The sequence below is a fragment of the Mesorhizobium sp. Root695 genome (genome assembly GCF_001428185.1).
Lineage (GTDB): Bacteria > Pseudomonadota > Alphaproteobacteria > Rhizobiales > Rhizobiaceae > Mesorhizobium.
Window position 1 is genome coordinate 12,651 of record NZ_LMHO01000016.1, and the last position, 24,742, is coordinate 37,392.

At 63.5% G+C, this 24,742-nt stretch carries 23 protein-coding genes; 13 read left to right on the top strand and 10 right to left on the bottom strand.

Features of this window, described 5'->3' with window-relative positions; translation table 11 throughout:
* Positions 1 to 203: 203 nt before the first annotated feature.
* Positions 204 to 1,100 carry an NAD-dependent epimerase/dehydratase family protein gene (locus ASD99_RS16580; RefSeq protein WP_057144331.1) on the bottom strand — a complete coding sequence of 299 codons (897 nt, stop codon included), beginning with the start codon at positions 1,098 to 1,100 and terminating at the stop codon, positions 204 to 206.
* Between the two features lie 119 nt (positions 1,101 to 1,219).
* Between ASD99_RS16580 and ASD99_RS16585 the strand changes: the two genes are divergently transcribed.
* Positions 1,220 to 2,158 (top strand): NAD(P)-dependent oxidoreductase, encoded by a 939-nt coding sequence (locus ASD99_RS16585; protein ID WP_056590344.1) that lies wholly within the window; start codon positions 1,220 to 1,222, stop codon positions 2,156 to 2,158.
* A gap of 24 nt (positions 2,159 to 2,182) precedes the next feature.
* On the opposite strand, the gene ASD99_RS16590 is transcribed toward ASD99_RS16585, so the two are convergent.
* Positions 2,183 to 2,965 (bottom strand): FadR/GntR family transcriptional regulator, encoded by a 783-nt coding sequence (locus ASD99_RS16590; protein WP_056590341.1) that lies wholly within the window; start codon positions 2,963 to 2,965, stop codon positions 2,183 to 2,185.
* Between the two features lie 181 nt (positions 2,966 to 3,146).
* Positions 3,147 to 4,136 carry a sugar-binding protein gene (locus tag ASD99_RS16595; RefSeq protein ID WP_056590338.1) on the bottom strand — a complete coding sequence of 330 codons (990 nt, stop codon included), beginning with the start codon at positions 4,134 to 4,136 and terminating at the stop codon, positions 3,147 to 3,149.
* Between the two features lie 468 nt (positions 4,137 to 4,604).
* Here ASD99_RS16595 and ASD99_RS16600 point away from each other — a divergent pair, with 468 nt between their 5' ends.
* From ASD99_RS16600 to ASD99_RS16655, 12 genes are all read left to right on the top strand, one after another.
* Entirely contained in the window at positions 4,605 to 5,345 is a 741-nt protein-coding gene (locus ASD99_RS16600; RefSeq protein ID WP_056590335.1) for an ATP-binding cassette domain-containing protein, read from the top strand.
* Between the two features lie 41 nt (positions 5,346 to 5,386).
* Positions 5,387 to 6,385, top strand: a complete 999-nt coding sequence (locus ASD99_RS16605) for an ABC transporter permease (RefSeq protein ID WP_056590332.1) — start codon at positions 5,387 to 5,389, stop codon at positions 6,383 to 6,385.
* A 13-nt stretch (positions 6,386 to 6,398) separates the two neighbouring features.
* Complete coding sequence (locus ASD99_RS16610; RefSeq protein WP_056590329.1) at positions 6,399 to 7,166, top strand: SDR family oxidoreductase; 768 nt, start codon at positions 6,399 to 6,401, stop codon at positions 7,164 to 7,166.
* 181 nt (positions 7,167 to 7,347) lie between these two features.
* Positions 7,348 to 8,175 carry an AraC family transcriptional regulator gene (locus ASD99_RS16615; RefSeq protein WP_056590327.1) on the top strand — a complete coding sequence of 276 codons (828 nt, stop codon included), beginning with the start codon at positions 7,348 to 7,350 and terminating at the stop codon, positions 8,173 to 8,175.
* A gap of 137 nt (positions 8,176 to 8,312) precedes the next feature.
* Positions 8,313 to 8,756, top strand: coding sequence for an SRPBCC family protein (locus ASD99_RS16620; RefSeq protein WP_056590324.1), 444 nt, complete (start codon positions 8,313 to 8,315; stop codon positions 8,754 to 8,756).
* A 13-nt stretch (positions 8,757 to 8,769) separates the two neighbouring features.
* Entirely contained in the window at positions 8,770 to 9,564 is a 795-nt protein-coding gene (locus ASD99_RS16625; protein ID WP_056590317.1) for an FAD binding domain-containing protein, read from the top strand.
* A 60-nt stretch (positions 9,565 to 9,624) separates the two neighbouring features.
* Positions 9,625 to 10,107 (top strand): (2Fe-2S)-binding protein, encoded by a 483-nt coding sequence (locus tag ASD99_RS16630; RefSeq protein WP_057144300.1) that lies wholly within the window; start codon positions 9,625 to 9,627, stop codon positions 10,105 to 10,107.
* 13 nt (positions 10,108 to 10,120) lie between these two features.
* Positions 10,121 to 11,488 carry a xanthine dehydrogenase family protein molybdopterin-binding subunit gene (locus tag ASD99_RS35145; protein ID WP_056590310.1) on the top strand — a complete coding sequence of 456 codons (1,368 nt, stop codon included), beginning with the start codon at positions 10,121 to 10,123 and terminating at the stop codon, positions 11,486 to 11,488.
* A gap of 1 nt (position 11,489) precedes the next feature.
* Positions 11,490 to 12,494: a xanthine dehydrogenase family protein molybdopterin-binding subunit gene (locus tag ASD99_RS35150; RefSeq protein WP_023756899.1), complete on the top strand. Its 1,005-nt coding sequence runs from the start codon at positions 11,490 to 11,492 to the stop codon at positions 12,492 to 12,494.
* Between the two features lie 8 nt (positions 12,495 to 12,502).
* Positions 12,503 to 13,384, top strand: a complete 882-nt coding sequence (locus tag ASD99_RS16645; RefSeq protein ID WP_057144301.1) for an AAA family ATPase — start codon at positions 12,503 to 12,505, stop codon at positions 13,382 to 13,384.
* A gap of 5 nt (positions 13,385 to 13,389) precedes the next feature.
* Positions 13,390 to 14,508, top strand: a complete 1,119-nt coding sequence (locus ASD99_RS16650) for a vWA domain-containing protein (RefSeq protein ID WP_244497774.1) — start codon at positions 13,390 to 13,392, stop codon at positions 14,506 to 14,508.
* Entirely contained in the window at positions 14,508 to 15,395 is an 888-nt protein-coding gene (locus tag ASD99_RS16655) for an amidohydrolase family protein (RefSeq protein WP_057144332.1), read from the top strand. The genes ASD99_RS16650 and ASD99_RS16655 overlap by 1 nt, the downstream gene beginning before the upstream one ends.
* 54 nt (positions 15,396 to 15,449) lie before the next feature.
* Here ASD99_RS16655 and ASD99_RS16660 read toward each other — a convergent pair whose 3' ends face one another.
* From ASD99_RS16660 to ASD99_RS16690, 7 genes are all read right to left on the bottom strand, one after another.
* Positions 15,450 to 15,857, bottom strand: a complete 408-nt coding sequence (locus tag ASD99_RS16660) for a carboxymuconolactone decarboxylase family protein (protein ID WP_056590301.1) — start codon at positions 15,855 to 15,857, stop codon at positions 15,450 to 15,452.
* Positions 15,858 to 16,142: 285 nt separating this feature from the next.
* Complete coding sequence (locus ASD99_RS16665; RefSeq protein WP_056590298.1) at positions 16,143 to 17,639, bottom strand: sugar ABC transporter ATP-binding protein; 1,497 nt, start codon at positions 17,637 to 17,639, stop codon at positions 16,143 to 16,145.
* Positions 17,639 to 18,694 carry a hypothetical protein gene (locus ASD99_RS16670; RefSeq protein ID WP_056590294.1) on the bottom strand — a complete coding sequence of 352 codons (1,056 nt, stop codon included), beginning with the start codon at positions 18,692 to 18,694 and terminating at the stop codon, positions 17,639 to 17,641. The genes ASD99_RS16665 and ASD99_RS16670 overlap by 1 nt, the downstream gene beginning before the upstream one ends.
* Positions 18,691 to 20,814, bottom strand: coding sequence for an ABC transporter permease (locus tag ASD99_RS16675; RefSeq protein ID WP_057144303.1), 2,124 nt, complete (start codon positions 20,812 to 20,814; stop codon positions 18,691 to 18,693). The genes ASD99_RS16670 and ASD99_RS16675 overlap by 4 nt, the downstream gene beginning before the upstream one ends.
* 82 nt (positions 20,815 to 20,896) lie before the next feature.
* Complete coding sequence (locus ASD99_RS16680; protein WP_056590288.1) at positions 20,897 to 21,922, bottom strand: sugar ABC transporter substrate-binding protein; 1,026 nt, start codon at positions 21,920 to 21,922, stop codon at positions 20,897 to 20,899.
* Positions 21,923 to 21,984: 62 nt separating this feature from the next.
* Complete coding sequence (locus ASD99_RS16685; protein ID WP_057144304.1) at positions 21,985 to 22,971, bottom strand: ABC transporter permease; 987 nt, start codon at positions 22,969 to 22,971, stop codon at positions 21,985 to 21,987.
* Between the two features lie 270 nt (positions 22,972 to 23,241).
* A complete protein-coding gene (locus tag ASD99_RS16690; RefSeq protein ID WP_056590283.1) occupies positions 23,242 to 24,675 on the bottom strand; it encodes a DHA2 family efflux MFS transporter permease subunit in 1,434 nt (477 codons plus the stop codon).
* Between the last annotated feature and the right edge of the window lie 67 nt (positions 24,676 to 24,742).

Genomic DNA, 24,742 nt, shown 5'->3' on the forward strand with positions numbered 1-24,742 from the left:
AAGCGGCTTGCGCCGCAAAGCCGGCCGCTGTGCACAGATCAGCCCCGATCCGCAGCTTGATTGGCATGTCGAGATTGAGGTCAGGCCAAGCCGAGAATGATGGATTTCGAGAATCGGAGCGCAGCGTACTTTTGGGGTACGTGAGCACCGGAAGCGCACAAAGCCGTCATTCGCAGGCCGGCATCACCTGAATATCGACATGCCTAGCCCTGCTTGACGTATCTGCGCCAGCTATGCTCCGGGCGGAAACCCAGCACGTCGCGCGCCTTGCGGTTGGAGAGCAGCGTCTCGTATTCGCCAAGCTCAGCCTTGACCGGTACGCCAGGGTAGAACCGTTTCAAGAGTTCGGCCGTCGGCAGGTCGGACGAGGTGTCGTCATTGGCTGCGTTGAACACCTGGTAGCCGAGGCCGTCCTTCTCGATGGCGCGCAACGTGATCTGGCCAAGGTCGCGCGCGTCGACATAGCTCCAGGCAATGCGCTTGCGGAAACCCGGATCGGCGAACCATTTCGGAAACAGCGAATATTCATGTGGCTCGATGACATTGCCGATGCGCAAGGCGTAGATGTCGGTGCCGTTGCGCTGTGCGAAGGCCCGCGCCGTCTTCTCGTTGACGACCTTGGACAGCGCGTAGCTGTCCATCGGATCGACGTCATAGTCTTCGTCGAGTGGGAAATATTGGGGATCACGCGGCTCGTTGGCGAAGACGAGGCCATAGGTCGTCTCGCTGGAGGCGATGATAACCTTGCGGATGCCGAGCTTCACCGCCGCCTCGATGACATTGTAGGTGCCGAGCGCATTGATGCGGAACACCTCATTGTCGGTGGTGATCATGATGCGCGGGATGGCGGCGAAATGCACCACGGCATCGACCGGCTGCGGGCGCAGCGACGGGTCGAATTCGTGCAGGCCCATATAGCTCGACAGCGCGTTGAATACCTGCCCGCTGTCGGTGATGTCGGTGATCAGCGTGCGCACCTTGGGATTGTCGAGCGGCTTGGTGTCGATGTTGAGCACCTGACAGCCTTGCTCCAACAGATACTGCACGACATGGCGTCCGGCCTTGCCGCTGCCGCCGGTGAACATGATCCGCTTCGTCATTTTGTTCTCCACATCCTCTGGGATTTATGTGTATTGTCAGACAATATCGCAATCCGCAACCACCCTCGCCTGCAAAACGGCAGCGCCTGACATCAATCATTGCAACAGGACTTGAAGACATGAACACGACTGCCGCGAGCGAAAAGATCGGCTTCATTGGCCTTGGTCTGATGGGGCACGGGATCGCCAAGAACATCGTCGACAAGGGGTACAGCCTGACCTTTCTCGGCCGCAAGAACCGCAAGCCGGCGGAGGACCTGCTCGGTCGAGGTGCGAAGGAAGCATCGACCTCGCGTGATGTCGCGGCGGCATCGACAATCGTCTTCATCTGCGTCACCGGCTCACGCGAGGTCGAAGCTATCATTCGCGGCCCCGGCGGCCTCAAGGAGGGCTTGAAGAAGGGCTCGGTCGTCGTCGACTGCTCGACCTCCGATCCGGTCTCGACGGTGGCACTGGCGACTGAGCTCAAGGCGCTCGGCATCGATTTTGTCGACGCACCGCTCAGCCGCACACCGAAGGAGGCCTGGGAAGGCACGCTCGACGCCATGGTCGGCGCGCCGGACGCCCTCTTTGCCAGGGTGAAGCCGGTGATCGAAACCTGGGCCGGCCGCATCGTCCATATCGGCGACACCGGCGACGGCCACCGCATGAAGCTGCTCAACAATTTCATCTCGCTCGGCTACGCCGCGATCTATTCCGAGGCGCTGGCGCTGGCTGAGAAGGTCGGCATCTCGCCGCCGCGCTTCGACAGCGTCATCCGCAACGGCCGCATGGATTGCGGCTTCTACCAGACCTTCATGCGCTGGACGCTGGAGGGCGACCGCGACGCTCACAAATTCACCATCGCCAACGCCTTCAAGGACCTGACCTATCTGGAATCGATGGCCGGTGCGGCGGGGATCGCCAACCCCCTCGGCAACGCCACCAAGAACTCCTTCGCCGGCGCTCACGCCACCGGTCCGGCGGAGCAGTTCGTGCCCATGCTGGCAACGCATATCGGCAAGGTGAACGGCGTCGATCTGATGCCGACGAAGGATGGCAAGAAACAAACGATTTGAGGGATTACGAAGCAAAGGCGCCGATCACCGCCTTGACCGGCCGATCCCATCGTCGGTGTTTGCAAGCAGCTTGTGCACGGCGTTGCGCGCGGCTGCAGGGCGCTGCAAGCGGATGTTCTTCTCAATCGCTTCATGCAGCTTCTGCGCCTGCCGCTGATCGCCGATCTGCTGCGTGGTGAACGCGAAGAGATGGTCGAGCGCCGATTCGATCAACACGCCGAGCGGCACCAACAGGTCGTTGCCGGAGGCGCGCAGGATAGCCAGATGAAAACGCGTGTCGGCGCGGATACGCTCCTGCAGGCTCAAGGCCTCGCCCATTTCGCGGCAGGCTTGGCTGATCTCCACCATCTGCTCGTCACTGCGCCGCGTGGCGGCAAAGGCCGACGCTTCCGGCTCGATGATGTGGCGAAACTCCTGCACGGTGCGCAGGAACGCCTCGCGGTCGGGCGCGGTCGCATACCAGGCCAACACGTCGCGGTCGAGCAGGTTCCAACGCTCCTTCGGCTCGACCCAACTGCCGATCTTGGGGCGCGATGCCAACAGGCTTTTTGCCATCAGCATCTTGATGGCTTCGCGCACGGCTGAACGGCTGACATTGAAGATATCGGCCCATTTGGCCTCGTTGGGCAGGATGGTGCCGGGCGGATAGTCGCCACGCACGATCCGCAGGCCAATCTCGCCGGCCAGCGAGACATGGACGCTGGCTCCCGCAAAGTGCGCGGCCCCAGCCTTGCGCATGATGGCCGGACGGGAGCTGGCTTCTGCCTTGGCCCAGGCGGCTCGCTTCTTTGACTTCTCGTCCGGCATTCACGTTCCAATGCGTCGGCCGTCTGTCGTGCGGATTGGCCCGAACCTGCGCGACGCGCCGATCTCGTTGCCGAAAAATCCAGACCATGGACGCGCGAAAGCCGGCGCCTGTCGCCACAACCATTGCGTCCGTCCAGGAATTGACGGGACGCCCGTTGCCGAGCGTCCCGAAATCGAGAACCTACTTCTGGATGCAGGTGTCGACCGTCTCCTTGGTGCACTCGTCGAGGCCGGTGAACACCGGATCGGCGACGGCCTTGCCTTCGATCAGGTCGATCATCACCGACGGTGCCTTGTAGCCCATTTCGAACGGCCGCTGACCGACCAGCGCGGTCACAAGGCCATCCTTGGCGATCGCCACTTCGTCGCCGATCGTGTCGGCGGCGCCGATGACGAAGTCGTTGCTGGCCAGTCTGTCCTTGAGCGGCCCGATCAGGTCGCGGTAAGGTTGCGGCGCACCAAACAGCGGCCAGCCGCCCATGATGCCGAATGCATCGAGCTTGGGATTGGCGGCGAGGATGTCGGTCATTGCCTGCACGCCCTTGGCGCCGTCGTCATTGGTGAAAACCGGGCAGCCGGCGACTTCGGTCCAGCCACCTTCACCCGCCAGTGCGGCAAGGCCGTCCTTGCCCGACAATGCGTCGCGCATGCCCTGGGCACGGCGCAGGATGTTGTCGGCCGCGGGATTGCCCTCGATCGTACAGATAGTGCCGCCGTTCGGCTTGCCCTTCTTGATGTACTCGCCGATCTTCTTGCCCATCAGATAGTTGTCGGTGCCGAGATAGGTCTTGCGAAGGGCTGCATCTTCCTTGCTGAGATCGGCATCGACCGTCATGATCGGGATCGTCGGATTGGCGGTCTTGATCGTCTGCGCGATCAGCGGAGCGTTGGACGGCGAAATCGCCATCGCCACCGTGTCGGCCTTGCTCAGCATGTCCTGGACGATCTGCGCCTCGCCGGCTTCGTCCGAGGTCGATGCCGGACCGGTGTAGAAGCATTCATATTCCGAGCTGGCGTTTTCCTTGTTCCATTTCTCGCAGCCCTGATGGATAGCCTCGAAGAACGGATTGTCGAGACCCTTCACGACAATGACGAGCTGTTTCTTGGCCAAAGCCGGCCCGGCGCCCAACGCCATGGCGGCGACGGCGGCAAGCAAAAGTGTTTTCCTCATGTCAGTCCTCCCTTGAAACAGACGGACACGGCGTGCCCGCCACACAGATCGACCGGATGCGTGATGACAGACGTTCGTCTCGCGAGCGCTCATGTCGCCAGGACAGATCGATAAGCATTTCCAGATGCGGCTTCAAATCGGCTCAAACACACAAGGTGCCGCCGGATCCTAGACCGTGAAACCTCCGCCGATTCCGTCCGGCAAACCGCCAGCAGGGATCGGCATAATCTCCTCCGGCGCTCAGCTAATATCGGCTTGCAGCCAACGTCAATGCTATTTGTCCTACAAAACTGATTTTTAAAATAGTCCTTGCTCAAATCGTCCGACAATTGATTGACGCGCGCCGGCTTTTGCGTAAAAGAACGCTAACGCTGTCTTCGGGAGGAGCTGGGGACAGCGGGGCCAAAGCAGCGCCGGCATTCACGCCGGGAACAGCAGCAGGCCGCAAGCACGGGGAGGCAAAGGCTGGTGGCGGTTCTCGAACTCACCAACATCTCGAAGCATTTCGGCGCCATCCAGGCGGTCAACGACGTGTCGCTGTCGATCGAGCCAGGACAGGTGGTCGGCCTGATGGGCGACAACGGCGCCGGCAAGTCGACACTGGTCAAGATGATCGCCGGCAATTTCCGCCCGAGCCATGGAACCATGCACATGGATGGCAAGGAATTGATCCTGCACAAGCCGGCGGACGCCCGCCAGCACGGCATCGAGATCGTCCACCAGGACCTTGCGCTCTGCAACAATCTGACCGCCGCCGCCAATGTCTATCTTGGCCGCGAGCTGCGGCGTGGCGTCGGGCCGTTCCGCATCCTCGACTATGCGACGATGTATAGGCGCGCCGGCCAGCTCTTCGCCGAATTGAAGTCCGAGACGCGTCCGCGCGACCTCGTCAAGCAGATGTCGGGCGGCCAGCGCCAGGCGGTGGCGATCGCCCGCACCATGCTGTCGCAGGCCAAGATCGTGCTGATGGACGAGCCGACGGCGGCGATCTCGGTGCGCCAGGTGGCCGAGGTGCTGAATCTGATCCGCCATTTGCGCGACCAGGGCATATCAGTGGTGCTGATCAGTCATCGCATGCCAGACGTCTTCACCGTTGCCGACCGCGTCATCGTCATGCGGCGCGGCCGCAAGGTCGCCGACAAGACGATTGCGTCGAGTTCGCCCGAGGAAGTCACCGGGCTGATCACCGGCGCAATCGAACAGGTTTGATTTCAGCGAATCCCACCACGCACAGCAGATGAAGGTCGACGATGGCACTGACAATTGACCAGCCGATCGAACACAAGCAGCAATCCCTGCCGGCAAGGCTGTTTGCCAGCCAGACCTTCTGGGTGGTGATCGCCGTCATCCTGGCCTGTCTGTTCCTGTCGTTTGCCACCGACGCTTTCGCCACGTCGAAGAACCTCTACAACATCACCCGCAACATCACCTTCGTCGCCATCATCGCGCTCGGCATGACCTTCGTCATCATCACCGGCGGCATCGACCTGTCGGTCGGCTCGGTGCTGTGCCTGTCGTCGATGATCTTGGCCGTCACCATGCATGCCGGCTACTCGATCGAGGTCGGCATCCTGGCCTCGATCGCCACCGCGCTCGCCATCGGCGCCTTCAACGGTATCCTGATCGCCTATCTCGGCTTTCCGCCATTCGTGGTGACACTCGGCATGCTGTCGATCGCCCGCAGCCTGGCCATGGTCGCCTCCAACAACACCGTCGTCTTCCAGTTCGGGCCAGACCACGCCAAGCTTCTGGCATTGGGAGGCGGCGCCTGGGTGTTCGGCATCGCCAATCCGGTGCTTTACATGATCCTTCTGGCGCTGATCACCGGCTTCGTCCTGCGCTGGACCAAGTTCGGCCGGCACATCTTCGCCATCGGCGGCAATGAGCATGCGGCGACGCTGACCGGCGTTCCGGTGCGCCAGATCAAGGTCGCGGTCTACATGATCTCGGCGCTGTCGGCAGGCATTGCCGGCATCATCCAGACTGGCTGGCTGGGCGCCGTCACCACCAATCTCGGCACCGGCATGGAGCTCCAGGTGATCGCCGCCACCGTCATCGGCGGCGCCAATCTGGCCGGCGGTGTCGGCACCGCCTTCGGCGCCATCGTTGGCGCGGCGCTGATCGAGGTGATCCGCAACAGCCTTGGCCTGCTCGGCATCAATGCCTTCTGGCAAGGCGTCTTCATCGGCGGCGCCATCCTGTTGGCGGTGCTGTTCGACCGCATCCGCAATTTCCGCCGCAGCGACTAGGCCGGGACAGTCTGTGACAAACTCCCTGTTCAGCCTTGATGGGCGGCTTGCGCTGATCACCGGTTCTGGCCAAGGTATAGGTTTCGCCCTGGCTCGGGGCCTTGCCGAACACGGCGCCAGCGTGGTGCTCAACGGCCGCGACGCTGCCAGGATCGACAGCGCCGTCGAAAAGCTGCGCGATGCCGGCTTCAAGGCGCATGCTTCGAGTTTCGACGTCACCGATTTTCAGGCGGTCAACGCCGACGTCGCCCGCATTGAGGCCGAGATCGGGCCCATCGACATCCTCGTCAACAATGCCGGCGTGCAATTCCGCGCCCCGCTCGAAGATTTTCCCGAGGAGCAATGGGAGCGGCTGTTCAAGACCAATGTGTCGGGCGCCTTCCATGCCGGTAAGGCGGTCGCCCGCAACATGATCCCACGCGGCAAGGGCAAGATCATCAACATCGGCTCGGTGCAGAGCGAACTGGCCCGGCCGAACATCGCGCCCTACACAGCCACCAAGGGCGCGATCCGCAACCTGACGCGAGGCATGTGCGCCGACTGGGCGAGATACGGCCTGCAGATCAATGCGATCGCGCCCGGCTACTTCCGGACCGAAATGAACCAGGCGCTGGTCGACAATCCGGAATTTTCCGCGTGGCTGGAAAAACGCACGCCGGCCGGACGCTGGGGCAATGTCGACGAGTTGATCGGCGCCGCCGTGTTCCTCGCCTCCGACGCCTCGTCCTTCGTCAACGGCCATACGCTGTATGTCGATGGCGGCATGACGGCTTCGGTTTGAGGGGTTGGCATCCTCCCCAACCGCTATTCGTTCCGGTGCCTATCGCTCAGTCTGAAAATCCACAGGCATCGGCCGTCATCCGCCCCCGTCGCAGCCCCGAGTCTTGACGCGGCCCCGAACTCAGCCGCACAATCCCCGTTGCAGGCGAAGGGAGGCCAGTCGTCTGCGGGAGGAAATACCCATGACGGAAGCGATCAGGCTCTACTGGGGCCGGTTCGGACATGTTTCTGTCCTGAATGTCGCAAGCGACTTCGTCACCCATGCCCATGTCGAGGCGCATCTGATCATCTGGCTGGAAGGTACGGCCGGCGAGATGACCATCGGCCGTGAGACCGTCCGGCTTGGCCCCTGCACAGCCGCCGGCATCAACTCCTTTCAGCCGCACAGCCATGTTCTGTCGCAGAACGGAACGCCCGGTCTGTTTCTCGCCTTCTACATCGATCCCGACTGGGCGCGGCGCCGCCGCGACCTGCCTTCGTCCGCGCCGCTGTTCTCACAAGCCGCGATCACGCTTGAACCCTGGCTGCACCAGGCCGCCGCCAATCTGCTCGATCACCTCAGCGACAATGAGAGCATCGACGATATCGCCAACTACGAGATCGAGCGTTTCATCGACAGCGTGCTCGATGCCGCCGACGCCTCGGCGCCGCAGGAGGCACGTGTCCGCATCAACACCATGCAGGATTTCCGTGTCCGCAAGGCGATCCAGCTGATGAAGGCCAATGTCTGCGAGCGCATCTGCTTCGACGACGTGGCGCGCAGCGTCGGCCTGTCGCGGCCGCACTTCTTCGCGCTGTTCAAGGAACAGACCAATCTGACGCCCAACGTCTATTGGAACACGCTGCGCATGGAGGAAGCGGTGCGGCAGTTGCAGTGGTCGCAGGAGCCGCTGATCTCGGTCGCCTGCAATCTCGGCTTCACCACGCAGGGCAATTTCTCGCGCTTCTTCCGCGACCATGTCGGCGTGCCGCCGACGCTCTACCGCGAGGCCGCGCGGGCGATCGCCTGAACCAACCGCCCGCGCCCCTTTTTCAGACTCCCACCCTTTTTCAGACGCATTGATACGCGCTCAAGACGCATTGATAAGCGCCGCTGAAATGGCCGTCCTACCCTTGCACCGGATCGTTTTTGCAAGGGAAGATTTGAATGACCAAAGTCACCATCTCCAGCGTCATCGACGCGCCGGTCGAAAAGGTCTGGGCGCGCATACGCGACTTCAATGGACTGCCAGGCTGGCATCCGCGCATGGTCGAAAGCCATATCGAGGACGGCAAGGACGCCGGCGCGATCGGATGCGTGCGCAATTTCCAACTCGCCAGCGGCGCCCGCATCCGTGAAAAGCTGCTCGACTTCTCCGATCCGAATTTCCTCGTCAGCTATTCCATCCTGGAAACGCCGCAGCCGCTCACTAACCACAAGGCGACGCTGCAACTCAGGCGCGTCACCGATGGCGACCGCACCTATGCCGAATGGACCGCCAGCTTCGACGCCGCGCCCGAGGAAGCCGACAAGATTGCCGAGGGCATGGGCGCCAATGTTTTTCAGGGCGGCTTCAATGCCCTGAAAAGCCATTTCGCCGGTCAGAGCTGACAGGAGCCAAGCCATGGCGCTAGCACTGCAGACTTTTGCAACGGTGAAGGACGCCAACGCGGCGCTGAAAGCCGCTGGCACGCGCTATCTCGGTGGGGGTACACTGGTGGTCCGCGCGGCCAATGAAGGCGATGTTTCGGTCTCCGGCCTAATCCGCTCGACCGAGCCGTCTCTGTCCACCATCGCTGTTGCCGGCGGCAAGGTCCGCATCGGTGCTTCGGTGACCATGGCGGCTATTGCCCGCCATCCGGACCTCGGCACGCTTGCCAAGACCGCCCGCGCCGTTGGAGGCCCGGCGATCCGCAACATGGCGACCGTCGGCGGCAATCTGTTTGCCCCGGCTCCCTATGGCGATTTCGCCGTTGCCCTGCTGGCGCTCGACGCCACGGTCAGCACCGATGATGGCGAAACGCCGATCGAGACCTTCCTGGCCAAGCGGGACGGCAGCCGCGCCATCGTCACTTCGGTCGGGTTCACGCTTCCCCCGCAAGGCGGCTTTCGCTTCCTGAAAGTGTCCAGGGTGAAGCCGAAGGGGGTCTCGGTGCTCAGCATCGCCACTGTGCTTCAACAGGCTCCAGATGGCACCGTCTCTTCGGCGCGGATCGCGCTCGGCTGTATGGCCGACCGGCCAGTGCGTGCCAGCGCGGCGGAAAAGGCCCTGCTCGGCCGGATGCTGACCGCAGACGGCATCGCGCCTGCTTTGGCCGCAGCCAGTGATGGCACCTCGCCGATCACCGATCCGATTGCCAGCGCCTGGTATCGCAACGAAGTGCTGCCGGTCCATCTCGGCCGGCTTCTGCTCGCATAATATTTCGTTCGGGGCGCGCGTCTGTCCGATGGTTCGGGCAGGCGCGCTGGGAGGGAAAGCATGGCAAAGGTTCCGGTTCAATTCACACTCAACGGTTCTGAAAAGGCCGAATTCGTCGACAGTGGCACGACGCTGCTACACGCCTTGCGCGACAAGATCGGCGACACCTCGCCGAAGGGCGGCTGCCATCAGGGCACTTGCGGCGCCTGTTCGGTCATCATCGACGGCGAGCTCCGGCTCTCCTGCCTGACGCTGGCCGAAACCTGCGATGGCGCCGTCATCAGCACCACGTCCGGGCTTTCCGATTCTGGCGTCTTGCATCCCTTGCAGCGCGCCTTCCTCGACACCTTCGCCACGCAATGCGGCTTCTGCACGCCGGGCATGATCATGGCGGCCAAGGTGTTGCTCGACCACACACCCAATCCCAGCCGCGACGAGGTGGTCGAGGCGCTGTCGGGCAACATCTGCCGCTGCACAGGCTACGAGCCGATCATCCAGGCGGTGCTGACCGCCGCGCGGTCCAACTCTCAGAACGCGGCTTGAGGGAACAAAACGAATGGAACTGCGCAAGAATTACTTCGCCGATGTCCGCAGGGACGATCTGCACGAGATCGGCCAGCCACGGCCGCGCTCGGACTCTCCCGGCCATGTCACCGGCAAGACCGCCTTTTTTGCTGACCGCAACTTTCCCGGCATGCTCCATCTGAAGATGGTGCGCAGCCCGCATCACCATGCCCGCATCCGCTCGATCGACACGTCGGAAGCGGAAAAGCATCCGGGCGTGGTGAAAATTCTGACAGCCAAGGACGTGCCGCACAATGTCTACACCATCCTCATCCTGATCCAGATCGGGCCGGAGGACGAAACCGTGCTGGCCGACGGCAAGGTGCGTTGGAAGGGCGAGGCCGTGGTGGCGGTGCTGGCCGAGACCGAGCGCGCGGCACAAGAGGCCGCCGCCAAGGTCAAGGTCGACTATGAGGTGCTCCCGGCCGTCTTCGACATGCAGGAGGCGCTGAAGCCCGGCGCGCCGCTGGTCAACGAATATCACGGCCAGAATTACTACCTCTATGACAGCGGCGAGTGCCGCAAGGTGCGATTCGGCGATGTCGAGGCGGGCTTCACCGGCGCCGATCACGTGTTGGAGCAAAGCTACCAGTCCTCGCCGATCGAGCACGCGCCGACCGAGACCACCGGCTGCGTGGTGGCACCCGAGGGCAATGACCGCTTCACCTGCTACACCAACACGCAGGCGATGTTCTTCACGCTCGACAACACCTCGATCATCCTGCAGATGCCCGGCAGCAAATTGCATTTCGTCGGCGGCACCGTCGGCGGCGGCTTTGGCGGCAAGGTCGACGTCATCGTCGAGCCGATCGCCATCCTCGGCGCCAAATTAACCGGGCGACCGGTCTGTTTTATCTACAGCCGCGAGGAGGAGATGCAGATATCGTCACCTCGCGCGGCCGAAAAGGTCGTCATCAAGGACGGCGTCATGAAGGACGGCCGCATCGTCGCGCGCAAGGTCACCGGCTATACCGACGCCGGCGCCTATTCACGCCACTCGCCCTATGGCGCGCAGAAGGGTGCGGGGCACTATCCCGGCCCTTACACCATCCCCAATGTCTGGATCGACACCTACTGCGTCTACACCAACCGCACTCCCTCCTCCGCCATGCGTGGCTTCGGCGTCACCATCGGTGACTTCGCGCTGGAGGTGCAGATGGACAAGCTGGCGCGGCTGATCGGCATGGACCCGCTCGAATTCCGCTTCATCAACGCCTATCGCGACGGCGACATGAAGGCGCATCGCCAGCCGACCGAAGGCGCGGCGCTGATCGAATGCATGCAGGAAGCCTCGCGCGCCGCCAACTGGCCGGTGGCGGAGAAGTACATGGCGATGTCCTCCTACGTGAAGGGAGCTTGAGATGGCGATCAGGCGTGGACGCGGCGTCGCCGCGATCAACTATCCCACCGGCATGAACCTCGGCGGCGACCCGACGCAGGCCCTGGTGCATTCGACACCGACCGGCAATTTCATGGTGACGCTGTCATCGGTCGATCTCGGCCAGGGCATGAAGCAGATCATGGCGCAGATCTGCGCCGAGACGATCGGCGTGCCGACCGACCGTGTCGTCGTCGACACCGCCGACACCGACACCGGCCCGCACTGCATGGGCACCTTCGCCTCGCGCGGCACGCACCGCGCCGGCAACGCCGTCATCCAGGCCGCCAGGGAAGCCCGCCAGGTGATGCTGGAAGTGGCGGCCGAGGAGCTGGAGGTGAATGCGTCGGACCTCGAGACCGACGGCCAGGGCAACATCCTGGTCAAGGGCGCGCCGCAAAAATCGATCTCGATCTTCGACGTCGCGCTGTCGGCGCATTTCAAGCGCGGCCGCTCGATTTCCGGCCGCGGCATGTTCCTGATCCCGCGCTCCTATCCGGAAAAAGAGACCGGCGCGATGAAGCCGTCGACCTGCTACGCGCATGCCTGCACCGTGGCAGAAGTCGAGGTCGACGACGAGACCGGCGAGGTCACCGTGCTGACGGTCAAGAACGTCTTCGAGATCGGCCGCGCGCTGAACCCGAAAATGGTCGAGCAGCAGCTGGTCGGCGGCTCGTGGATGGGCATCAGCCACGCGCTCTACGAGACCACGGAACCCTACTACCCCAACCGCGACCATGGCGGCACCGACTTCAACCAGTATCTGATGCCCGGCCCCGGCGACCTCGCCGAGACCGAGATCATCGTGCTGGAGCGTCCCTCGGCAGACGGGCCATACGGTGCCAAGGGGCCGGGCGAAATGTGCGCCAACCCTCAGATCCCCGCCGTCGCCAATGCCGTCTTCGATGCCGTCGGCGTGCGCATCGATACGCTGCCGATCACGCCGGAGCGCATCTTGCGCGCGCTGAAGGCGCAAGCGGCGAACTGAGGGCTGGAATGACTGGGACAAGCGCCGAGACTGTCGCGACCTCGCCGGAGGCGGTGGCGCAGCATCTGGCCGCCTCGCGCTATCTGGCGGATGAGAGCCTGGCAACAGCCATCTTCCTGGCGATCCGGCTGGGCAAGCCGCTGCTGCTTGAAGGCGCACCGGGTGTCGGCAAGACGGAAGCGGCGAAGGCGATCGCGCAGCTGCTGGACCGCGATCTGGTGCGGCTGCAATGCTATGAAGGCATCGACGCCGCCCATGCCCTCTACGAATGGAACTACCAACGCCAGCTGCTCGCCATCCGCCATGCCGGCGAGCATGAGATCGACATCTATGACGACCGTTTCCTGATCGCCCGGCCGCTGCTGCAGGTGCTGAAGGCGCCCGAGCGGCGCGTGCTGCTGGTCGACGAGATCGATCGTTCCGACCATGAATTCGAAGCGCTGCTTTTGGAATTCCTCTCCGACTTCCAGATCAGCATTCCCGAGCGCGGCACCATCCGCGCCACCGCACAGCCGATCGTCATCCTGACCTCGAACCGCACCCGGGAACTCGCCGAAGCACTGCGGCGGCGTTGCGTCTATCACTGGATCGGCTATCCCGACGCCGAGCGCGAGGCCGCCATCATCATGCTGCGCGCCGGCGATGTGGCTGAGGCAACGGCACGTGCGGTGGCGGCAGCCGTGCAGACCATTCGCGCCCGGCCGCTCGCCAAGCCGCCCGGCATTGCCGAGGCGGTCGAATGGGCCAATGCCGCCACCATTCTGGAGAAAGGCGGCAGCCCGTGGCCGGAAGCCTTCCGCCGCGCCATCGGCGTGCTGATCAAGGACGAGGAAGATCTCTCCTACATCGCGCCGGAGCTTGGCCGGATCGTCGAGGAGGCGCTGGCGTGAGCGCGTTGCCTCGCGCGGCCACGCCCCTGCTCGGCTTCGGGCGGCTGCTGCGCCGCTACGGCTTTGCCATAGCAGCCGAGCAGGTGTCCGGCTTCATGCAAGCGGTGACATTGCTCGGCCCGCGCTCGATGGCGGATATCCGCGAGGCAGCGCTTGCGACACTGGCGCCGCCTCCCGACCGCCGCGACGAATTCGAGGCGCATTTCCAGAGCCATTTCTATGGCAACGCATCCGCCATGGTCGAAGGCGACGCCGACGAGGAAACCCGCATCAAGGATGATGGCGGCGCCGATGACCAACGACTCGAAGCCGAACAGAGACATGAAGGCGGCGAGCTGTCGTCGGCCCTGGAGCAATTGAGCACGCGCGATTTCCAGCGTGACGACGACAGGCTGACCGCCTTTCGCCGCAAGCTCGCTTCCGCCCTGCCCGCCCGCCGCTCCTTCCGCACCGTGCGCACGCATTCGCGCGGCAAGCTCGATCTGCGGCGGTCGCTCAGGGAAATCGTCAGCGCCGATGGCGATGTGCCCTCGCCGCTGCTGCGCCGCCGCCAGACCGTGCCGCGCAAGCTGCTGCTCCTTATCGACGTTTCCGGCTCGATGAAGCTGCACACCGCGGATTATCTGAAGCTCGCGCATGCCGCTGTGCAAGGCGCCGACCGTGCCGAGATCTTCACCTTCGGCACACGGCTGACCCGGATCACGTCGGCATTGCGCATCCGCGACCGCGACCAGGCGCTGGCGCACGCGGCGGCCCAGGTCGACGACTGGGACGGCGGCACCCGCATGGGACCGACACTGCTCGCCTTCCTCTCGGTGCCGCGCTTTTCAGCCTTCGCGCGCGGCGCTGCCGTCGTCATCCTGTCCGACGCGCTGGAGCGCGGCGACCATGCCGAGTTGGAGACGGCGATGCGCCGGCTGAGCGCCCGCGCCTTCAGGCTCTCGCTGGCAACGCCGTTGGCTGGCGACCCAGGCTTCCGGCCGGCAACAGCGGCGCTTCGCGCCATCCTGCCGGTGCTCGACGATCTCGTCGACGGCTCGTCGCTCGCCGGCCTCACCGATTTCATCCTGTCGCTCGCCCACCCTGCCCCAGCGGCGGCGGCAATCTGGAAGAGGGTTTCATGATGCAGAAAGCCATCGACGCGCATTTGCACATCTGGCGCCAGCAGGACCAGCCCTGGCTGGTCGGACCGATGGTGCCGCGCATCTTCGGCCCTTACGAGCCGATCCGTCGCGACTACCCGATGGAGGAATTTCTGGCCGATCAGCAGGGCGCCGGCGTCGAGAAGGCCGTCTATGTCCAGACCAACTGGGCCAAGGAGGATTTCGAGAAGGAGGTCGCCTTCCTGCAGCAGACCGCTGAAGAGACCGGCTGGCCGCATGCCATTGTCGGTTATGCCGACATGACCGTCGACGATATCAGGCCGCAGATCGACAGGCTGAAGAAATATCCGCTGCTGCGCGGCGTGCGCATGCAACTGCACTGGCACGAGACGCCGGCCTTCCGCTTCGCCGCTTCGGCCGACCAGGTCATCGACCCGAAGGTCCGCGCCAATGTGGCGCGGTTGAAGGACTATGGCCTGTCCTTCGACCTGCAGCTTTTCCCGGCGCAGATGAAGGACGGCCTCACCCTGGTCGGCGAGAACCCGCGGACCAATTTCATCCTCACCCACGCCGGCATGCTGACCGGCATGGAGCCGGAAACCACCGAGGCCTGGAAGGCAGGCCTCCGCACGCTGTCAGCGGCGCCCAATTTCTATGCCAAGCTGTCCGGCCTCGGTACCTTCGTCCACCGCAACGACCCGGCGCTGATTGCCTACATCATCGACAACGCGATCGACATTCTGGGCAGCGACCACCTGATGTTCGGCTCGAACTTCCCGATCGAGAAACTGTGGACCAGCCACGCCGAGTTGATCAAGGCGCACCGGGATGCAGTGGCCAGGCATGGTGCTGCGGCAGAGGCGGATATCTTCTGGAACACAGCGGAGAAGGTTTACCGGCCAGCGTGAGAGCGCCCTTCCCTTCTCCCCTGGGAGAAGGTGGGTCGGCGCACAGCCGCCTCGTCACTTCACCTCGAACTGCGGATCGACCGGGATCTGCAACGCCGTCACCATGTGGTTGGTCTGGCCGGCGAGCCCAATGATCGACACCAACTCGCCATGCTGGGCGTCGGTCATCCCCTTGGCACGAGCGGCGGCGGTATGCGAATGGACGCAGTAAGAGCAGCCATTGGCGGTCGACACGGCGATGTAGATCATCTCCTTGGTCAGCGGATCGATAGCGCTGTCAGTGACCATCACCACCTTCAGCTGTTCCCAGATCCGCTTCAGCGCCGGAGGATCGTTGGCCAACCCGCGCCAGAAATTGTTGACGAAATCGGATTTGCGCGTCGTGCGGATGTCGTCGAAGACGGCCTTCACGGCCGGGATTTTCTCCACCTCGGCATCGCTGAGAAGTCTTGTGGTCGCCATGGTTTTTCCCTTCGTGTGAATTGAATCAGGTCTTGAGCAATTGCGGTCAATTGTCGTGGATGATTCAGTTTTTGCAGGTCGGCGCCCCTAGCTTCCATTACGTGACGCCTCTCCAAGGGTGCAGCGGAGCAGAATCCTGCACCCCTGCGACGCCTGGAAGTCGCGGCATGGATCCTCGGGTCTGCGGCGCGTCGCTGCGCTCCTTGCTCCGCCCGTGGATGACGAAAGGACTGACGTCTTCGCCAATTACCAACGTATGCGCACCGCCAGCCACCGCCTAGGAACCTAATGCACGGCCGCATACATGATCTTCTCCTCCGTCGCCTCGGCTGGCGAAAACTCCTCGACGATGCGGCCCTGGCGGCAGACCAGGATGCGGTCGGACAGGTTCATGATCTCAGGCAGGTAGGACGAGATGACGACGACGGCCAGGCCCTCATCGGCCAGCCTGTTGATGATCTGATGGATCTCGGCGATCGCGCCGACATCGACGCCGCGCGTCGGCTCGTCGAAGATGACGATGCGCGGCTTTTGCACCAGTCCCTTGCCGATCACCACCTTCTGCTGGTTGCCGCCGGACAGCTCGACCACACGCGCATTGTCGTTGATCGCCTTGATGTTCAGCGTCTTGGTCCACTCGGCCGAAAGCGTGCGCATCTCCTGCTGGTTGATCACCCAGGCCTTTTCGCGGCCCGCCGCCAGCAGCCCGCCGAACAGGTTCTCGGCGATGCCCATCGTCTCGAAGATGCCTTCGCTCTTGCGGTCCTCGGTGACATAGACGATGCCGTCGGCCACTGCCTCGCTCGGCACGAGGTAGCGCACCGGCCTGTCGTCTAGCTCGATGGCGCCGCCGCGCAGGAAATCGCGCTTGTAGATGCCGGAGACGATCTTGAACGTTTCGGTGCGGCCCGAGCCGATCAGCCCGAACACGCCGGTGATCTGGCCCTCGAAGATCGAGAAGGAGTTATTGCGCACGACATTGCTCATCGAGATGTCCTGCACCGACAGCACCTTCTTGCCAGCCTTGCGCAGCTTGGCTTCGTCACGCTGCCGGTAGATCTGCCCCGAAAGCGTACGCCCGACCATGGCGGCGACGATCCTGTCGCGGTCGAAGGCCGATGTATCGTCGGTGATCACAAGCTCGCCGTCGCGCAGGATGGTGATGCGGTCGGCAATCATCAGCGCCTCTTCCAGCGCGTGGCTGATGAAGACGATGGAAACGCCGCTCGCCTTCAGCCGGCGGATCAACGCGAAGAAGTGGCGCTTTTCTTCCGGCGTCAGCGTCGCCGTCGGCTCGTCGAAGATGATGATCTCGGCATTGTGGTGGACGGCGCGCGCGATCTCGACCATTTGCCGCTTGGCCGCGCCCAGCGTCGCCACCATCGCATTCGGATCGACCGGAAAATTCAGCGACTGCAGGAACTGCTGTGCTGAAATATACGTGCCGCGCAGTCGGTTGAGGAATTTTTCAGTACCGAGATAAAGGTTCTGCGCCACCGTCATCGACGGCACCAGGCTGGTTTCCTGAAACACCATGGCAATGCCGGCCTCGAGGGCGGCATGCGGCGAGGCGTAGGCGATCTCGGCGCCTTTGTGGAACATCTTGCCCGACGTGGCGTCGACCACGCCGGCGATGATCTTGGTCAGCGTCGATTTGCCGGCGCCGTTCTCGCCGAGCAGTGCGTGGATCTCGCCCTTGCGCAATTCGAAGCTGACATTCTTCACCGCGGGCACGCCGCGATAATTCTTGGTGACATTCTCCAGGCGGACGATCGGTTCCATCAAAACCCTCCCGACGCGAGGTCGATCGCCAGCACGCAATCGCCGCCCCTGGAGGCGACGAACAAAACGCCGTCCTTCTCGGCGACACTGCAGATGCCGTGACGCGTGCCGTTGGCGCGGCTGTGCAGGCTGAATTGCGGCTGCATCTTCTGGTCGAGCCTGACCACCAGCCCGTAGGAGCGGCTCGGCGACCATGGCTTGTGGATGCCCATGGTGCGGATGCCGCCGCATTGCAGCGGCTCGAGGAAGCTGCGGCTGGACGCCACTGCCGGCGCGATCCAGTAGGCCGGCGGCACCTGGCTCAGCATATCCTGCCTGTAATGCGTTTCCTGCAGCACGAATTCGATCAGCCGGTTGCGCGGCGCGAACAAGGTCAACCACGCCCCGCCATCGGCGGACGGCGACAGCCGCGCTGGATAACCGGGCAGATGCGCAAGAACCGTCGAGCGGCTGCCCGTCGCGCCATCGAAACGCACCAACTGATGACGCCAGCTTTCGCTGACCAGCACATCTTTGCCGACAGGATGCAGGCCATAGGGAAAGGTTATGTCGCCGGCCACCTTGCGGAAATCGCCGCCTGCCGTGTCCCGCTTCCAGAGCGAACCGGACGCGCCCTTCTTCATCAGATCGGCGGCCCATTGCGATGGAGCATGCTCGGCCGAGCCGTTGGCCAGCCACAGCGTGCCATCGTCGGCATAGGCAAGTGCGGTGATGCAGCGGATCTCGGCCGGCAGCGAAACCTCCCCGCCGGCAATCAGCAGCTTGCCACTTTCCAGCCCGACCGTCAGTTCGCCCGATGGCGACAGCGCCAGCGCGGTGATGGGAGAGGGAAACGTATCGACCACGGTTTGGGTCGCGCCGATAGCAATCGAGTGGATGGCATTGCCGCTGGAGGCCAGCAGCCGGTCACCGGGAGCCAGCAGATTGTCAGGCTCGGTCAGCTCGGCAAACGCAGGCGCATCATCCAGCCGCGTATTGGGACGGAAAGCGCCGTCGAGCGGCGGGATGGTCACTGCCTTGCCGCGAAACAGGTCGAGCACAGGATCGAGGATCATCGCTTGGTCCCCCAATAGGAGGTGGGGCTGGTCCAGTTCGGGTCAGCGCCGGCAATCTTGTAGCGGCCGATGCGGTTGTTGAGGATGCCGCCGACGAACAGATATCCCTTGTGCTCGCGCATCGAGGTGACCATCGGATGCGCGCCGCCGGTGAGGTCGCCCAGCGCCTCGACAATGCCGCCCTTCTCCGTGAATTTCACCACGCCGCCGGTGTTGATGTTGGGGAACAGCCATTCGTCCTGCGGCAGGCGGCGGGTCATGCGCTTGCGCATGTCGGGATGACGCAGCGAGAGATCGAAGCTCGGCGTGCGCATGCCGAGCCACGCCATCCAGTAATCGCCGTCGGACGCCCGGTTGATGTTGTCGGGATAGCCCGGCATGTCGCGGATGACGCATTCGGCGGTGCCCGCCTTCGGTCCTTCCAGCCAGTAGCGATGCACGCGGCAGGCCCAGCTTTCTGCGAAAAACAGCGACTTGCCGTCATGCGCCATGCACACACCGTTGGTGTAGCGATAGCCGTCGAGCAACGTTTTCGTCGAACCGTCCTTTGGGTCGTAGACCAGCAGCCGTCCGGTGGCGCGGTTCTCGATCGAATCCAGCGCCCAGTCGTGAGCATCATAGCGCTTGGTCGAATCGGTGAAATAGATGCGGCCATCCGATGCGATGTCGCAGTCGTTGGGATCGCGCAGCCGCGCGTCGTCGACGATCGAGGTCCAGGAGCGCGAGGTCTCGGCCGACAGGCGCTTCACTTCGCGCTGCGGCGAGACGGAATAGAGCCCCATGGCGCCGACGCAGCTGATCAAATTGCCGGATTTGTCGAAGGCCAGCCCCAGCGGAAAGCCGCCAATATGGGCAAACACTTCCGATTTGACATAGTCCGGCGCGAAGAAGCGGACGATCTCGCCGTGGCGGGTGCCGCAATAGAGATTGTCGTCACGGTCGAGGATGACGTCTTCCGGCCCTTCCAGTTCGCCGAGCCCGATATGGTCGGCAACCGACAGCCGGTTGTCGAGTTCGTATGGCGTGCCTGAGCCCGGCACGGCTGACTGGGTCTCGCCCATCCTGAGATAGACCGGCGCGACATAGACCTCGTTCAGCACCTTGTGGCGGTTCTTCAGCCAGCGGATGTCGATGGTCACCGCCACCGCCAGCATGATGCCCAGCACCATCTGGTTGGTGCCGGTGCCGTAGCCCAGTCGGATCAGCCCGTTGGTCATGGTCAAGACGATGATGGCGCCCATCAGCCCCTTGATCACCGAGCCGCGCCCGCCGCCGAGACTGACGCCGCCGACTACTGCCGCCGTCAGCGCCATGATCTCGAGGTTGAGGCCGGTGCCCGGCCCTGCCCCGCTCAAGCGGCATGCGATGAGGAAGCCGCCGATCGAGGCACAGAAGCCGGAAAAGACATAAGTCATGAACACCGTGCGGCGCACGCGAATGCCGGCATTGTGCGCCGAGCGCCTGGAACCGCCGACCGCCAGCACATGCCAGCCCGGCCGCGAGCGCGTCAGCGCGATGTGGGTAATGATGGCCAGGATGATCGCCAGCCACACCGAGACGGAGAGCCCCCAGAAGGTGCTATCGCCGATGAAGTCGAGCACATCGGATGTGGCGGTCGAAAGCTGCACGTCGGCGGCATAGGTGGTGACCAGGATGTCGAACAGCGCCCGTCCGAAAATGAAGGTGACCAGCGTGGTCAGAAAGGCACGCAGCCGCAGATAGCCGACGAGGTAGCCGTTGATGGCGCCGAAGACGAGGCCGGTGGCGAGCGACGCAGCCAGCGCCAGCCAGATCGACTGTTCGAGGATGAAGAAGACGTAGACGGCGGAGAAGCAGGACAGCGCGAAGATCGAGCCGACCGACAGGTCGATGCCGCCGCCCAGCATCACCACCGTCATGCCGGTGACGACCATCGAGAACTCGCCGAGCTGGCGGGTCGATTCCTGCAGTGCGGTCAGCTTGAAGAAGCCGGGAATGACCGAGCCGAAGGTCGCCAGTGTCACCACCAGTGCCAGGAACGGAATGGCGTTGTCGGTCCAGCGTTTGGTCAGGATCTCGCCGACGACATGGTCGGGCACGAGATTGTAGCGCCAGGAGTGGAGGCGTTCGCGAACGGACATCGGCTGCTGCTATTCCATGAGGGAGCGAGGTGACCGGATCCTTCCGGCCACCTCGCTTATACTTCAGTCGAAAAAGTACGGCTTATTTCGCCGCCGCTTCAGCCTGCAGCGCCTTCAGGTCCCAGCAGCTGTCGGGCTTGAGGTCCGCCTTGGTCGTCGCCTTCTCCAGCGTGTAGATGTAGGTGTGCGAGGTGCCCGCCGGCTGGCCGCTCTGCAGCAGGAACTTGATGATGGCGTTCATGTCGCCCGACTGGCGGGCAAGATCGGTCATCACCACGGCGCCATAGGTGCCGTCCTGCAGCTTGTCGCAGTCGGCCGCCTTCTCGCCGCCGCCGGTGGTGACCAGGAACACCTTGCCATCGAGCTTGGCGTCGCGGATCGCGGCGGATGCGCCGGTAGCGTCACCATCCCAGAAATCAATGATCGAGCAGATATCCGGGTTCTGCTGCAGCATCGTCGTCGTCACGTTGCGCGAAGTCGTCGCATCCCAGTTGGAGTCGGGCTTGGCCACCACCTTGAAGTCGGGATGCTTGTCCAGAACCTTCATGATGCCGGCATACTGATAAAGGCTGGAAGAGTTGGCCTGGTCGCCCTGCACGAGGCCGATCTTCTTCGACGAGTTTTCGCCGCAGCCCTTGATCGCCGCTTCGGCCTCGAGCTGGCCAAGCCGATCCCAGTCGCTGCCGACGAAGGCGTCGGCCGGGAAGTTGGCGGGATTGTCGACCAGGATGACGTAGGTGCCGGCGGCCTGCGCCTTCTTCATCAGCTTGGAATAGGAGTTGAGGTCGGGTGCATGGATGATCAGCACATCCGGCCTGGTGTCCGAGGAGATGGCGTCCGTGATCGCCTGCGCGCCGGCATCGACGACCCAGTTCGGATCGCGCGTTTCGAACACGCCGCCCCAGGCCTCGACTTCGGTCTTCAGGTAGTGCGCCCAGCCCTGCGCCAGGTCGAAGCCCATCGCCAGAGGCACCAGCATCACGCGCTTGCCTTTGAGCGCCTGCGCGTAAGCCGCCGGGCCCGGATCGTCGGCGGCGAAGGTTGGCGCCACGAAGGCGGTGACGGCGAGTGCCGTGGCGGCGGCCATCAATGTCCTGATGAATTTCATGTCAGATCCTCTCGTTTCGATTTTCATTGCCGGTCGATCGGGATGGATCGGGCCGGGTACCCCTAGATGTCGCCTTGCTGGGCGGTCTGCTCGTCACGTGGATTGATGATACCGTCGACGATGATCGCGCCGAGCAGGATCGCCGCCTTGATCAGGTTCTGGTAGAGCAGCGGAATGTCGATGATGGTCATGGCGTTGAGCAGGATGCCGATCAGCGCCGCACCAACCAACACGTTGCGCACCCCGCCGCGCCCGCCGGACAGGCCGATGCCGCCGATCACCGCCACCAGCACGATGTCGTAGAGCAGCGTCGAATTGACGACGCGGGTGTTGATCGAATGCAGGCTGGCCGCCGTCAGCAAGCCGGCGATCAGTGCGACGAACGCTGAAAGCACGTAGCGCAGCACCAGCATCGGCCGCACCGGAATGCCGATGTTGCGCGCGGCCACCGGATTGTCGCCGGCGAAGTAGATGTAGCGGCCCCATTTGGTGTAGCGCAGGAACAGGAAGAACAGGAACGCCAGTCCGGCGAAGACGAACACTTCGATGGGAATATCGAGGAAGCGCAGGCCGCCGAGCAGCTCGACCCAATGGCCCTGCGGCACCGGCACGGCATCCTGCGTGATCAGCTGCGAGCGCACATAGCCGAAGACGAAAGAGCCTGTCGCCAGCGTCACGAAGATCGCCGGCACATCGGCGTAGGCGACGAGAAAGCCGTTGAGCAGGCCGACGGCCAGCACGCCAGCCAGCACATAGGCGAAGGCCAGCCCATCCGGCGTGCCCGAGTTCAGCAGTTGCAGATACCAGGCGACCGACATCGCCATGATCGCCACCGCCGACAGGTCGATTCCTCGGCCGATAATGACGACGGCCATGCCGAGCGCCAGCATGCCGAGCACCGACACCGAACGCACAATAGCGACAAGGTTGTTGGCATCGATGAAGCCCGGCAGGCCGATGGCAGCGGCAACGAACAGCACCACCGCGATGGCAAAGACAATGCCTTCCTGATTCAGGCTCCTGAAATTCGGCCAGCCGATCGTGTTCATGTCTGCGTTTGCCCCGATGGCAGCGCTGCCATCCCTGGGAAGAAAGCTAATCGGCTCAGTGCCGGTTCGTCAAATGAATCCGCGTTCAAAACCTGGGCTTGCAACGATATTCATCGAGTGGACGCATCGATTGCCGAAGCTGGCGCAATGCGTGGAAAACTCTGCGCTTTTGGCAATCGGTTGCGCCAATGCGGCCGCTCGCGAAAGCGTTGCACCAAGGCGAAAGGACAAGACGGAATTTATCTCCGTATCAGGCGGAAAAAATCGATCTCAATTCCCCGGCGCGTGGCCGGAAACTTCGGCGCCCGCACCCGGCGGCAGCCCGAGAAAACGCAACGCCGCCACCAGCCCGATGGCGCCGAACACCAGGAAGGCTACTCGAAAATCGACGAGGTCGAGAGCGGGCCGGTCCCTGGCGATCTGCGACAGATTGAGGATCGCCGCCGCCACCGCCACGCCGAACAGCATCGCCACCTGCTGCAGCATGGAGGACAGCGTCGCCGCCGAACTGCGCCGCGCCGCATCGATATCGGCGAAGGCCAGTGTGTTGAGTGCCGTGAACTGCATCGAGCGCGACAGGCCGGCGATCAGCATCAGCGCCACCACCAGCGCTTGTGGCGTCTGTGGCGAGATCGCCGCGCAGGCCATGATCGCCGCCGAGGCGATCAGGCCGTTGACGACCAGCACCGACCGGAAGCCGAAGCGGCGCAGCGTCGGCGTAGTCACCGTCTTCATGCCGAGATTGCCGAGGAAATAGGCAAGGATCATCATGCCGGCGTCGACGGGGCTCAGACCAAAGCCGACCTGGAACAGCAGCGGCAACAGGAATGGCGTGGCGTTGATCGCCACCCGGAAAATGGTGCCGGCGGCAAGTGTCGATATGGCGAAGGTCAGCACCTTGAACGAGGAGAGATCGAGCAGCGGATGCCGCGCGCGCCGCAGATGCCGCACCGCCAGCCAGCCGATGACGATGCCGGCCGCGATCAGCAACACCGTCGGCAGCACGGCCTCCTCGGGATGCGCGATGCGCTCGAGGCCGTAGAGCAGCAGAGCGAGCCCAGCCGATGTCAGCACGAAGCCCGGCCAGTCCAGCGGCTTGGGATCGGCCTCGCGGTCGCCCGGAATGAAGCGGGCGACCAGCGCCAGACCGATCACGCCGAGCGGGATGTTGATGAAGAAATTCCAGTGCCAAGACAGATAGGTGGTGATGAAACCGCCAAGCACAGGTCCGACCACTGGCGCGAACAGCGCCGGCCAGGTGATCAGGGCCGTAGCGTTCAGCAGCTCCGACTTCGACGCGTTGCGCAAGACGAGGATGCGCCCGACCGGCGTCATCAGCGCGCTGCCGAGCCCCTGCACGACACGTGCGGCGACGAACTGGGTCAGGTTTTGCGAGAAGCCGCAGGCGAGCGACGCCAGCGTGAACAGGACGATCGCCAGCAGGAAGATGTTGCGCGCGCCGAACCGGTCGGCAAGCCAGCCCGACAGTGGCACGAGTACCGCCATGGTCAGCATGTAGACGGTGATGCCGATGCTCATTGCCACCGCCGACACGCCGAAGGACTCCCCCATCTGCGGCAGCGAGGTCGAGATGATCGTCGAATCCAACAACTGCATGAAGAAGGCGATGGCGACGATCAGCGCCACGCGCCGCGCATTGCTGGCCGTTTCGGGTAAGGCTTCGGTGTTGGGAATGGCAGTCATGACGGAACCGGTTTGAACCGCATTTGGCCGGCCGCGTCCAGAGATAGCGCAACAAACTTTCGTGTCG

Bases quoted from the DNA above. Each gene is read 5' to 3' on its own strand.
- ASD99_RS16580 (WP_057144331.1), bottom strand. From the start codon at position 1,100: ATGACGAAGCGGATCATGTTCACCGGCGGCAGCGGCAAGGCCGGACGC.
- ASD99_RS16585 (WP_056590344.1), top strand. From the start codon at position 1,220: ATGAACACGACTGCCGCGAGCGAAAAGATCGGCTTCATTGGCCTTGGT.
- ASD99_RS16590 (WP_056590341.1), bottom strand. From the start codon at position 2,965: ATGCCGGACGAGAAGTCAAAGAAGCGAGCCGCCTGGGCCAAGGCAGAA.
- ASD99_RS16595 (WP_056590338.1), bottom strand. From the start codon at position 4,136: ATGAGGAAAACACTTTTGCTTGCCGCCGTCGCCGCCATGGCGTTGGGC.
- ASD99_RS16605 (WP_056590332.1), top strand. From the start codon at position 5,387: ATGGCACTGACAATTGACCAGCCGATCGAACACAAGCAGCAATCCCTG.
- ASD99_RS16615 (WP_056590327.1), top strand. From the start codon at position 7,348: ATGACGGAAGCGATCAGGCTCTACTGGGGCCGGTTCGGACATGTTTCT.
- ASD99_RS16620 (WP_056590324.1), top strand. From the start codon at position 8,313: ATGACCAAAGTCACCATCTCCAGCGTCATCGACGCGCCGGTCGAAAAG.
- ASD99_RS16625 (WP_056590317.1), top strand. From the start codon at position 8,770: ATGGCGCTAGCACTGCAGACTTTTGCAACGGTGAAGGACGCCAACGCG.
- ASD99_RS16630 (WP_057144300.1), top strand. From the start codon at position 9,625: ATGGCAAAGGTTCCGGTTCAATTCACACTCAACGGTTCTGAAAAGGCC.
- ASD99_RS35145 (WP_056590310.1), top strand. From the start codon at position 10,121: ATGGAACTGCGCAAGAATTACTTCGCCGATGTCCGCAGGGACGATCTG.
- ASD99_RS35150 (WP_023756899.1), top strand. From the start codon at position 11,490: ATGGCGATCAGGCGTGGACGCGGCGTCGCCGCGATCAACTATCCCACC.
- ASD99_RS16645 (WP_057144301.1), top strand. From the start codon at position 12,503: ATGACTGGGACAAGCGCCGAGACTGTCGCGACCTCGCCGGAGGCGGTG.
- ASD99_RS16655 (WP_057144332.1), top strand. From the start codon at position 14,508: ATGCAGAAAGCCATCGACGCGCATTTGCACATCTGGCGCCAGCAGGAC.
- ASD99_RS16660 (WP_056590301.1), bottom strand. From the start codon at position 15,857: ATGGCGACCACAAGACTTCTCAGCGATGCCGAGGTGGAGAAAATCCCG.
- ASD99_RS16665 (WP_056590298.1), bottom strand. From the start codon at position 17,639: ATGGAACCGATCGTCCGCCTGGAGAATGTCACCAAGAATTATCGCGGC.
- ASD99_RS16670 (WP_056590294.1), bottom strand. From the start codon at position 18,694: ATGATCCTCGATCCTGTGCTCGACCTGTTTCGCGGCAAGGCAGTGACC.
- ASD99_RS16675 (WP_057144303.1), bottom strand. From the start codon at position 20,814: ATGTCCGTTCGCGAACGCCTCCACTCCTGGCGCTACAATCTCGTGCCC.
- ASD99_RS16680 (WP_056590288.1), bottom strand. From the start codon at position 21,922: ATGAAATTCATCAGGACATTGATGGCCGCCGCCACGGCACTCGCCGTC.
- ASD99_RS16685 (WP_057144304.1), bottom strand. From the start codon at position 22,971: ATGAACACGATCGGCTGGCCGAATTTCAGGAGCCTGAATCAGGAAGGC.
- ASD99_RS16690 (WP_056590283.1), bottom strand. From the start codon at position 24,675: ATGACTGCCATTCCCAACACCGAAGCCTTACCCGAAACGGCCAGCAAT.